Genomic DNA, 11,289 nt, shown 5'->3' with positions numbered 1-11,289 from the left:
GCGTGCGTCGATGCACATTGGCAGTCATGAGCGTGGCGACCTGGCGGGCGGTGACGGCTCGGCGGTGTCGTTGAAGTCTTCGCTGGCGCGGTACCAGGGGTGGTAGGTTTCGCGGGAAAAGTCGCCACGCGCATTGATCAGCTTGATGGACCGGCCCAACGGGTCATAGAACAGTTGATCGAAATAGCCGAGCTCTCGCAGTGACTGGTCATTGACGTAGCCATGGGTGTCGGCGAAAAACGGCCGGAACTGACGCACCGGCAAGCCCTTGTTGTTGTATTCGACACGCTCGCTGATACGCCAGCGCGGGTCGGCGTCGACTTCCACGAACTGGCCATCCTCGACGATCAGCGCGCCGTCGGCGTCGACCGCATACGCCTTGCCCGGATCGACCCGTTGCTGGGTTTGCAGGGCACGGCCGAAGCCGTCGACGCAGGCTTTGATGATCTGGATCTGTGCCGGGATTTCGTCGTCAGGGTAGCGATCGGCGCTGAGCATCACGCTGTGCACCGGTTCGCGGTGAGCACTGGCGATGACTTCGCGCAACGCCTGTTCCGCAGCGCTCAGCACCGTACGCTGCGCCAGTTGCCGGCGAGCACTGGCACGAATATGCCCGCTGGGCAGCACGTATCCCCGGGCGACCCATTCGGGGAGTGCAACTGCGTCCGCCGGCACTTGGCCCATCCAGCTGAACAAGTCCTTGCGCAGCGTGCTCGCGGCTTTTTGCACCGCGTCTTCGGGGGCTTCAATGGCCGGGTCCGGGCGATGATCTTCTGGCCGGATAAATTCGCTCAGGGACTTGAAACCTGCGGCGACGCCGCGCTCGGTGCCGTGAAAACTGCTGGCCAGCGGCTGTCCGGAAGGCTCGTAAATCACTTCTTCAATATTTTCATTGGCGTCGACGATGCGCTGCGGCAGCAGGGCGTGGTAGTCGTACTCGATGTGCGTGGTGCAGTGATCCGGCAGTTCGACGCGGATGATCGCCAGGTTGTAGTCGTCGTATTCGGCTTGGGTCGCGCCATGGCTGAGCGTTTCGCGGTAGCTGCGCACTTTGTAGAAACCGCTGAGGTCGGCATACGTGGCGTAGCCGAAGTGCGCCGACCAGAGGTCTTGTTCGGCATCGATGGGCGGCTCGATCTCAAACAACAGCGGCATCGCGGTGTAACCGATTCTCTTCAGTTCGTCGCGAATATCGAAGGGCGGCGGTAAAACGTCGTAAGCCTGCAGCGCGGTCTTGTCCAACTGCGCCAGCTCCAGTGGCCCGGCAAGTGCGACAAAATCGGCCTGCCCGTCATCGAGCAGCGTCCCATCGGGCTTCACGTAACGTTGCACTGACTGCGTTGTCAGTACCCGCTGTTCATCCCAGTAGGCCGAATCCTGATGCGCGATCATGTCCTCATAACTGACCTGTTGCGCTGTCAAACCTTGCGGTAGCGAGCCTTTGGGCAACACCAGTGCATTGCTGCGCTGTTGCCACGGCAAACCGAGCCGCCACTGCTGCGGCTGATCAGTCAGGTCAATGAACGTCGAGCGTGTTTCGCTCAGATAGAAGGATTGCTGCGCTGCATCGTGTGCATCGCGCCACCACTGTTGCTCATCCACATCGGTGAACGGCGGTGTGTCCGATTCGGTCAGGCGCCGCGCGTAGTTGACGGTCAGTGCATGGGTGGACAAACCGTGGGCGTCCCAGCGCAGATTGAGGTCGTGGCGGCACAGCGGATCGTCGATGAATGTGTCGTACTGGTAGCTGATGCTTTCCAGCACCAGCGGCAGCATTACCGCTGAGGCGTATTGGCCTCGGGCCCGGACTTCGCGCACCAGGTAGCGGTTCTCCTGCACCGCATAAGGGCTGGCAATGCCCGGGGCGTCGAAGCTGTCCTCGGCGTAGGTTTCGCTGCGGATGACCGACCCCACCAGTGCCCGAGCGATTTCGTACTCGGTGTCGGCATCATGCGGCGTGATGGTTTCATCGCATTCGTCGGTGACGTGATAGCGGCTGAACAGGGTGTTGCCCAGCGGCCATGCCTGGTGATCGCCATTGAAATAGGGCGCACGCGAACGATCCATGGATTGTCCGGTGTGAAACCAGGTACAGACCCGTACCGGCGCGGTAAAACCGCTCTCGTCATCGGCGCCGGCACGTTCGCTGTCGGTCTGTTGCAACTGGCCGAACCCGCGGAACTCACGCTCTCTGGCATCGTAGACGCCCTCGCGATAAAGGAAGTTCTGGGTCAGGCAATTGCCGGTGATTTCATCCAGTTGCCGTTGCTGTTTGACCACGGCCACGGCAAACGGCAAATGACAGATCGGCAGATGTTTGAGTGCCAGTGTGCGTTGTTTCTCATCCAGCCACTCTTGCGCCGAACTGCGATAAACCACGCTGGCGCTACACCCCATGTTGTTGTTGCTCGCGGTCAGCAGATAGGGTTTGGCGGCGACGAAATCGTAGCGCCAGTGCTGCGGCGTGATGTGTGGCACCGTCAGGATCAGGCTTGCGCAGCCAAGCCCTTGCAGGTCGGCGAAACTGACCTGGCTTGAACGGTCGTAGCGCACGCCTTCAGGCCATGGCACGCTGATCGGCGTTTGTTCCAGCCCGTTCCCGCCACGGTTGCGGTAGATCTCGAACCCCTGCGATTGCAGATAAATCAGCGCAGGGGCGCCGCTGCCATCGAGGTCGGCGATGCGTACCCGCGATGCATCGAACGTTTCGTACTCAAAGGGCAGGGCGCTGATCACCCGGCCTTCGCCAAACCTGCCGTGCCCCAGGTTCGGCCAGCATTTGATTTCGTCATGACGGATACGGCACAGCTCAGGCATGTCACTGTCGAGCAGGTTGCCCAGCAGCACCAGTTCAGTGGGCGAGTTGCTGAACAACGGCAGGTGGTCATCGACGGGCACATGCAGCACTTCTTCGCCGGGAGCGAAGCCTTCCTCACGTCGGTTGGCATAGAGGCGCACCGAGTTCGGCCCGATCAACCCCAGTGAACTGAGCCCGTCACCGCTCAGATCACCGAGTTGCGACAGCGTGTGGAAAAACTCCAGTGGAAATGCATTGAACGGGACGAAGTCGGCGAATTCACGCTGTGCATTGAGTGCGCGAAACGCACTGATACCCGGTTGCGCGCTGATCCAGTCGAGGCGGCCATCGCCGGTCAGGTCCGTCAGCAGTTGTTGCACCGGGCGCTTGCGATCGCCCAACGGAATGTTGTCCAGCGCCTGCCATGGCCCGTAGCCGATTTCATCGGTGCCTGAGGTTTGGCGCAGTGGCTCACGGTAATACCAGCACTGATCATGGCGACACAGAAAACCCGGCACGCCTTCGCCATAAAGGTCAACGCACTGGTAGAAACCGCCGTCTTCCACACCGGGTTGGTTATCGGTTTCGAGCAGGCGTGTGGGGGTGCGATTGATGTCGAACGTTGAATATTCGAACTCCACGGGCGGGCTGTTCTCGACGCCGCCGCTGGCATCATAAGACTGATAGTGGGCGGCGCTGATCTGGCTGAAAGACCAGTCGCTGGAAGGCGTCGAATATTCCAGCAACAGGCGACGCACCAGCGCTGGCCTGATCGCCGGGTCAGCGCTGAAACGATGAAACATCAGGACTTGCCGGCACAGCCGGCGGGTCGCCAGTTCAAAGCCTCGGCCGTAGGTCGAAAACGGGTCCTGGCGCGTGAGCCAGGGTTGCACCGTTGCGCCATCGTAGTCCGGTACATCGGCCAGCGCGGTGCTGCGCTCGCCGTAATCGAACAGCAACTGAAAGTGCCAGTCGAGTTCGGCGGGATTGTCGATCGTCCAGCTGTACAGATGGCTGCTGGCGGTGAAGTTGCCGTAGCACACACGGCGCAGATAGCGCTGGGCACGGTAGTCATGCACCGGGTCGGGATCCTGATCATCGGCCTTGTATTCAAAACAGATGTGTTCGCCACGGGCGTTCATGCTTTCGCACAGCAACCAGCTGGCGATTCGCCCTCGGGCCTCAGGATCGGCGAGCCGTGTGGCTTCGGTCTTGCCGTAAAGGTGTAGCGAGCCGTCGGCGCCGTGTATCAACCAGAATACCGGTGGATCTGCTTCTCGGGTCTGGCGCTGCCAGCGCTCGCGCAAGGCAAAATCGCTTTCGACTCGAGGCCAGTAGCGCACCACCCTGTGCGGGCCGATGTCGACGCCGTTGTAGGTGCTCTCTTCACGGAATTTGAGCTCGCCATCCTCGTCCAGCTCTGGCATCCACACTTCCCCATCGACGCCGATGATCTCGTCGTGATCGGTGTAACGCGGCACACCTTTATGGGTTCGGCGGCTGATCTGACCCACGCCGCCCAAGTGCCAGGACAGACCGAATGGACCGTTGCCGCTCTGACTGTTGTAGCTCAGCGAAAACTGTGGATCCCAGCCCCGGCCGGGGGAAGTCGGGATCGGCAGCTCGAACGATGCCGCGCCAGTCGGCCCCACGGCGCCCCAGCTTTTACCGATGGTGGCGAGCGATGCGCTTTTGGCGATGGCAGGTGTGGTGATGCTCAGTTCTTGTCGGTCAGGCATGCTCGAATCCATTGCGCACGGGGTTGGCGTGAATGGATTGACGCTATCAAGAATGGCATTGGAATTAACCTGTCATATCTGACAGGTGCGCAAGAACATTTTGTATGCTTTGGCAGGTTTTTTATCGCATTGGGTTTGCACATGCAAAAACGGCCGGTCATCCCTGGGGATGAGCCGGCCGTTTTCATAGGGCGAAGCGCTTACTGCACTTCGACCGCCAGGCTTTCGCTGATCTTCTGTTGCCAGATCGCAGGACCGGTGATGTGCACCGATTCACCTTTGCTGTCCACCGCAACGGTGACCGGCATGTCCTTGACCTCGAACTCGTAGATCGCTTCCATGCCGAGCTCGGCGAATGCCAGCACCTTGGACTTCTTGATGGCCTGAGCCACCAGGTACGCGGCGCCACCGACGGCCATCAGGTACACGGCCTTGTTGTCCTTGATCGCGTCGATCGCGGTCGGGCCGCGCTCGGACTTGCCGATCATGCCCAACAGGCCGGTTTGCTCGAGGATCTGCCGGGTGAACTTGTCCATCCGCGTTGCGGTGGTCGGGCCAGCCGGACCAACCACTTCGTCACCGACCGGGTCAACCGGGCCAACGTAGTAGATGAAGCGACCTTTGAGGTCTACCGGCAGGGTTTCACCCTTGTTCAGCATCTCGACCATGCGTTTGTGCGCAGCGTCGCGACCGGTGAGCATTTTGCCGTTGAGCAGGACGGTTTCGCCCGGCTTCCAGCTCTGCACGTCTTCCGGGGTCAGGGTGTCGAGGTTGACGCGGCGAGCCGACGGGCCGGCTTCCCAGACGATTTCCGGGTAGGCGTCCAGCGGTGGCGCTTCCAGCGAGGCTGGACCTGTACCGTCGAGCACGAAGTGCGCGTGACGGGTGGCGGCGCAGTTCGGGATCATGCACACCGGCAGGGATGCGGCGTGTGTCGGGTAGTCCATGATCTTCACGTCGAGCACGGTGGTCAGGCCACCAAGGCCCTGGGCGCCGATGCCCAGCTGGTTGACCTTCTCGAACAGCTCCAGGCGCATTTCTTCAATGCGGTTCTGCGGGCCACGGGCCTTCAGCTCGTGAATGTCGATGGATTCCATCAACACTTCCTTGGCCATCACCGCGGCTTTCTCGGCGGTGCCGCCGATGCCGATGCCCAGCATGCCCGGTGGGCACCAGCCGGCGCCCATGGTCGGAACGGTCTTGAGTACCCAGTCGACGATCGAGTCGGACGGGTTGAGCATGGCCATTTTCGACTTGTTCTCGGAACCGCCGCCCTTGGCTGCCACGTCCACTTCCACGGTGTTGCCCGGGACGATGGAGTAGTGGATGACTGCCGGGGTGTTGTCCTTGGTGTTTTTACGAGCGCCCGCCGGGTCGGCGAGGATCGAGGCACGCAGGACGTTTTCCGGCAGGTTGTAGGCGCGGCGCACGCCTTCGTTGATCATGTCGTCCAGGCTCATGGTGGCGCCATCCCAACGTACGTCCATGCCCACACGCACGAACACGGTGACGATGCCGGTGTCCTGGCAGATCGGCCGGTGGCCGGTGGCGCACATGCGCGAGTTGATCAGGATCTGCGCCATCGAGTCACGGGCCGCTGGCGATTCTTCGCGCAGGTAGGCTTCATGCATCGCCTGGATGAAATCCACGGGGTGGTAGTAGGAAATGAACTGCAGGGCGTCGGCAACGCTCTGAATCAGGTCGTCTTGCTTGATCACGGTCATGAGTCGCGCTCCTCTAAAAAACGGTGGGGCAGCTACAAGCTTCTAGCTTCGAGCGGCAAGTTAAAGCAGTACGCGGACAGCTTGAGCTTGAGCTTGAGCTTGCCGCTTGAAGCTTGCGGCTCGTAGCTGTCCCTCTGTGGCGCGACGCTAAAAAGGCGCGGCAGTATACCGCGCCTCGATGGGGCGTACACGCGCCGGCAGTCATTCGTTGGTCGCATGGGTGGGCGAATATCGGACAGCGGGTTTGCACTTCAAGAGCTATCCCCTCACCTGAGTCCTCTCCCCAGAGGCGAGGGGGCCGATCTTCACACTGTTCAAACCTGAGTTCGACTCAGGAAAGGGTCCGATCTTCATGCTGTTCAAACCTGAGTTCGGCGCGATGTTTCAGGTCGGCGTACCTCGGATAAACCACTCGGTCAGTCCCCTCTCCCTCCGGGAGAGGGTTAGGGTGAGGGGCTTTTCAGGTCATGCATTTGACGTCAATTTTCGAGCCCGAAAATCGGTGGTCATTTATCGACTACGCCACTAAAGTGGCAGCCGGTCTGTAGAGTAGGACACTCGGTCAGCCTCTTATCGCACGGTGAGTCAACGATTGACCCATAACGCCATTCAACGTCTTTTGCTCAAACGCTTCGCCCTTGCTGCGGCCACCTATGGATTGGCTTTGCTGCTGCTGTGGCTGACGTTTTTCACCGGTCATTACGACCAGTCCCTGAGCTCCGTGGCCACTGGCAGCGCGCTGGTGGTGATCAGTCAGGCGACGCTGTTCGCGCTGTTCTGGAGCGGACGCAACCAGCGCTTTTCCGACCCCAGCCTGACCGAAGCGCAGGTGCTGCTCGGGCTCGGCTGGCAAACCTGGCTGATGGCGCATCTGGATGAAGCCCGCGGCGCGTTTCTGGTGTTTTACGTGCTGATCCTGTTGTTCGGCCTGTTTCACCTCAGTCGGCGGGCGTTCATCCGCTGTGCGCTGTTGGTGTTCTTCAGTTTTTGCACGATCACGCTGTGGGACGCCTATCAGTTTCGCCTGCGCGAGCCGGCACTCGCCGCGTTGCAGGTGTGCATTCTGGCCATGGTGCTGGCGTGGCTGGTGCTGTACGCGCGCTTCGTTCAAGTCTCGCGCCAACGCATGCGTCAGCGCCGGTTTGCCTTGCAGGCGCATCAGGACACCCTGCGCGGGATGATGCGTCAGCTCGAAGACCTGGTTGCCACCGACGAGCTGACCGGGTTGTTCAACCGCCGGCACTTTCTGCGCCTGGCCTCGCGCGAACTCAATACGATGGACAGCGATGTCGTGCACGGCCTGGCGCTGATCGATCTCGATCATTTCAAACGCATTAATGACCTGCACGGCCATGCCGCCGGCGATCAGGTGTTGCAGGCATTCGCCGGTGTCGCTCAGGCCTGTCTGCGCGACGGCGATGTGCTGGCGCGTTATGGTGGTGAGGAATTTGTGCTGCTGCTGCCCGATTGCGACGCCGAACGCCTGACCGCCTGCTGCGAGCGCTTGCGCATCGCCTTCACCGATGTCGAACTGGTCGGTCTGAATGTGGGCTCGCTCAGCCTGTCGGCGGGCATGACCTTGCTCGGCCTGGGTGACGATCTCGACGACGCCTTGCAACGTGCCGATCAAGCGCTTTACCGGGCCAAGCGTGACGGGCGCAATCGCTGTGCGGCGGCCTGGGAGAATGTCGATGCCTGAACTTCGTGTCGGTGAACGACAGTGGTCGGTGGCGGCGGGCAGCAACCTGCTCGACGCCCTTAATCAGAACGGTGTCGCCGTGCCTTACAGCTGCCGCGCCGGCAGTTGCCATGCCTGTCTGGTGCAATGTGTGCAAGGCCTGCCGGCGGACAATCGCCCGGACGCCTTGAGCGCCGAGCAACGCCAGCAGGGCTGGCGGCTGGCCTGTCAGTGTCAGGTGGTCGAAGACTTGCAGGTGCACACCTTCGATCCGCTCACCGACGGACGCCCCGCCGAAGTCGAGGCGCTGGACTGGCTCAGTGACAGCGTGCTGCGCCTGCGCCTGACCCCGCAACGCCCGTTGCGCTACAGCGCCGGACAACACCTGGTGCTGTGGCTCGATCACATCGCCCGGCCGTATTCGCTGGCGAGTCTGCCGGAAGAAGACCGCTTTCTCGAATTTCACCTCGACTGCCGCCAGCCCGGCGAATTCAGCGATGCCGCTCGACGTCTGCAGATCGGCGACCCGGTGCGCCTCGGCGAACTGCGCGGCGGCGCGTTGCATTACGACCCGGACTGGCACAGCCGGCCGCTATGGCTGCTGGCCGCCGGCACTGGCCTGGGCCCATTGTTCGGGGTGTTGCGCGAAGCCTTGCGCCAGGATCACCAGGGCGCGATTCGCATCATTCATGTGGCCCATGAGGCGAGCGAACACTATCTGGCCAAACCCCTGATGGCACTGGCCGCGCAGCGCGAAAACCTCAGTGTCGAGCTGTGGACGGCGGCCGAGTCAGCCGCCGCTTTGGCGCAACTGCGCCTTGTATCCCGGCAAACCCTGGCCTTAGTCTGCGGCTCAACCGCCAGTGTCGATGCCTTTGCAAAGCGTCTGTATCTGGCCGGACTGCCGCGCAATCAACTGCTGGCCGATGTGTTTCTGTCCCGCGGTTAAGCGCTGATATTCATGGGTTCGAAGAGCCTCTGATGAGGGGGCCTGTGTTGTGGAAGTGTCTGTGGCGAGAGAATTTATCCCCGCCGGGCTGCGCAGTGGCCCCATGATTTTGTGAGCGCTGCGCACTCAAACGGCGATAACCCCCCTCGCCACAGCCTCCCTTCACCCTCACTGAACTTCGCAACCCGGCACTGTTGAGAGATGCCATGACCGAAGCCATCCTGCTGGAGCGCGAACGCGGTTTACTGACCCTGCGCTTTAACCGTCCGGACAAGAAAAACGCCCTGACCCGCGCCATGTACAGCCGGCTCGCCGAGGCGCTGAAACAGGCCGACAGCGATCCTGCGATCACCGCCGTGCTGATCACCGGCAGTGCCGAGTGCTTCACCGCCGGCAACGACATTGCCGACTTCATCCAGCAACCGCCGAGCGACCTCGATAGCCCGGTGTTTCACTTCATGCTCAACCTGCTCGAATGTCGCAAACCGGTGATCGCGGCCGTGGCGGGGGCCGCGGTGGGCATCGGCACGACGCTGTTGCTGCATTGCGATCTGGTCTACGTCAGCCGCGACGCACGACTGCGCATGCCGTTCGTCAATCTTGGCCTGTGCCCCGAGTTTGCGTCCAGCCTGATTCTGCCGCGCCTGCTCGGTCAGGCCAGGGCGGCGCAGTTGTTGCTGCTCGGCGAAGGGTTTACCGGCGAGCAAGCGGCGGCGTGGGGCATTGCCAGTGAGGCGTTGGGCAGTGGCGCTGCGGCTTTGGCCAAGGCCCGGGAAATGGCGCTGCGCTTCGATGAATTGCCGCCGCAAGCGGTGCGGATCAGCAAGCAGTTGATGAAGGCGCCGGATCGTGAATTGATCCGCCAGGTGATCGAGGAGGAGGGCGCGCTGTTCACCCAGCGGCTGCGTTCGCCGGAAGCGCTGGCGGCGTTGACCGGGTTTATCAAGCGGCAGTGAAAGATCGCTGCCTTCGACAGCAACGGCCGCAGGTGTGTGTTGACCCGACAGCGCTGGCGAAGGTGGCGACCAATGGGTTCTTCAGGGGTCGCTCAGTCATGCTTGCGGGGCGATAAGCCCCCTGGCAACCCCCAACTGGTGATGATTATTGACGCGGACTGCTGCAAAAAACAGCACCGTGCGATCCGTGATCAAGGCGGACGCCATCCCGAAGGGGTCGGCATCGAACTGCAGCCAGCCCGTGCCCGCACCAAAGTTTTTGTCCAGGATGCCGGCGTCGGTGAATCGGGCCACGACGACCTGCGCGGGCTTATAAATGTGGCCATACACCAGAATGCTTCCGTCCTTCTGGACAGACGCGTGATGCCAGTAAGTTTCACGGTCGTCCAGACTGGTCAGCAGCGGCTTGCCGCGATTGAACTGGATGTTGGCACTGCCATCGGATTCACGACTGACCAACAAACCGCATTCTGCGTCATCCAGCGTGTAACCGATGCCAAGCAAGCGTTGGTTCGTCTGCGCAACAAGACGTTCTAACAGAAAGCTCATTGAAGCTTCCTGCGGTTCAATTAACCGATAGCCATTGTTGCCGAATGAGACGTCAGTTGCGCCAGTGGCAAGCAATCTCGTGAAGAGCGCACGGGATCCTTCATTAGCCAGGTCCCGGCAATAACCACTGAATACGTATTTGCCGTCAGCGCTGACCAGAACGTCGGTGAGGTGGGTATGCGCAAAATCGGCAAAGGCAATCCGGACGATGCCCGTCTGGTTGAAGTCGGGATCGAGCGCACCGTCCGGTGTCAGGCGAATGATCGCCGTTTGGGTTTCTTCCACGCCGTCATACACAGGTTCATGCAACAGGATTTTGCCGTCAGGCAGAATCACACTGTTACCTGCGGCAGCGATGCCGGAGGAGGTCGACGGCGCTTCAAAACTGTGCGCCTGAATCTCGCCGATGCTGCCAAGTGCAATCAGCACTGTGCCGTTATTGCCGAATGTCGAGTCCGGAGTGCCATCGGGATGCAGACGGATCAGGCCTTTCCAGGTGTTGAAGGTGCCATCGTAATAGTGGCCGATCAGTAAGATTTTTCCATCGCTGAGTTCAACCACCTCGCTGATCTGCGAGTAGGAGCGCCCTTCATCGTTTTCGACAAACGCCGCGATGACATAACCGTCCTTGCCAAATGTCGGGTCGATCATCCCGTTTGCCGTCAGCCTCACGCAGTAGTAATCAACCCGCTGACGCTTGAGCTGCACATCGCCGACCACATACAGTCGACCGTCAGCATCAACGCCCATGCCTTTGGGGTTAACGCTGCCTTCGGGAGCGCCGGGAGCATTCAGCAAGACCAGGCCGCCGTCACCAAAGGCGGGGTCGAGCTGTCCTTCATTGCGCAAAACCTTTGAATCAATGCTCATGTTCATCTCCTTGAAATAGCCCGCCCC

Annotated in this window: 6 protein-coding genes; 3 read left to right on the top strand and 3 right to left on the bottom strand. The window is 61.0% G+C overall.

Annotated elements, in window-relative coordinates; translation table 11 throughout:
- Positions 1 to 24: 24 nt before the first annotated feature.
- The gene (locus tag ACXX9E_RS27430) at positions 25 to 4,536 is read right to left on the bottom strand and encodes a SpvB/TcaC N-terminal domain-containing protein (RefSeq protein ID WP_458556497.1); all 4,512 of its coding nucleotides are present in this window, start codon (positions 4,534 to 4,536) and stop codon (positions 25 to 27) included.
- A 200-nt stretch (positions 4,537 to 4,736) separates the two neighbouring features.
- The gene (locus ACXX9E_RS27425; RefSeq protein ID WP_085689500.1) at positions 4,737 to 6,260 is read right to left on the bottom strand and encodes a fumarate hydratase; all 1,524 of its coding nucleotides are present in this window, start codon (positions 6,258 to 6,260) and stop codon (positions 4,737 to 4,739) included.
- Positions 6,261 to 6,852: 592 nt separating this feature from the next.
- Here ACXX9E_RS27425 and ACXX9E_RS27420 point away from each other — a divergent pair.
- From ACXX9E_RS27420 to ACXX9E_RS27410, 3 genes are all read left to right on the top strand, one after another.
- The gene (locus ACXX9E_RS27420; RefSeq protein WP_128613703.1) at positions 6,853 to 7,959 is read left to right on the top strand and encodes a GGDEF domain-containing protein; all 1,107 of its coding nucleotides are present in this window, start codon (positions 6,853 to 6,855) and stop codon (positions 7,957 to 7,959) included.
- The gene (locus ACXX9E_RS27415) at positions 7,952 to 8,887 is read left to right on the top strand and encodes an iron-sulfur-binding ferredoxin reductase (protein WP_128613704.1); all 936 of its coding nucleotides are present in this window, start codon (positions 7,952 to 7,954) and stop codon (positions 8,885 to 8,887) included. Before ACXX9E_RS27420 ends, ACXX9E_RS27415 begins: the two co-directional genes overlap by 8 nt.
- 206 nt (positions 8,888 to 9,093) lie before the next feature.
- Positions 9,094 to 9,843, top strand: coding sequence for an enoyl-CoA hydratase-related protein (locus ACXX9E_RS27410; RefSeq protein WP_128613705.1), 750 nt, complete (start codon positions 9,094 to 9,096; stop codon positions 9,841 to 9,843).
- A gap of 96 nt (positions 9,844 to 9,939) precedes the next feature.
- Here ACXX9E_RS27410 and ACXX9E_RS27405 read toward each other — a convergent pair whose 3' ends face one another.
- A complete protein-coding gene (locus ACXX9E_RS27405) occupies positions 9,940 to 11,262 on the bottom strand; it encodes an NHL repeat-containing protein (RefSeq protein WP_458556496.1) in 1,323 nt (440 codons plus the stop codon).
- Positions 11,263 to 11,289: the final 27 nt, after the last annotated feature.

The organism is Pseudomonas sp. GNP014, assembly GCF_054344005.1.
The sequence above is the reverse complement of the archived record's forward strand: the minus strand, read 5'-3'. Positions and strand labels throughout refer to the sequence as shown.

Coding starts and splice junctions, on each gene's coding strand:
- ACXX9E_RS27425 (WP_085689500.1), bottom strand. CDS start 6,260: ATGACCGTGATCAAGCAAGACGACCTGATTCAGAGCGTTGCCGACGCC.
- ACXX9E_RS27430 (WP_458556497.1), bottom strand. CDS start 4,536: ATGCCTGACCGACAAGAACTGAGCATCACCACACCTGCCATCGCCAAA.
- ACXX9E_RS27405 (WP_458556496.1), bottom strand. CDS start 11,262: ATGAGCATTGATTCAAAGGTTTTGCGCAATGAAGGACAGCTCGACCCC.
- ACXX9E_RS27415 (WP_128613704.1), top strand. CDS start 7,952: ATGCCTGAACTTCGTGTCGGTGAACGACAGTGGTCGGTGGCGGCGGGC.
- ACXX9E_RS27410 (WP_128613705.1), top strand. CDS start 9,094: ATGACCGAAGCCATCCTGCTGGAGCGCGAACGCGGTTTACTGACCCTG.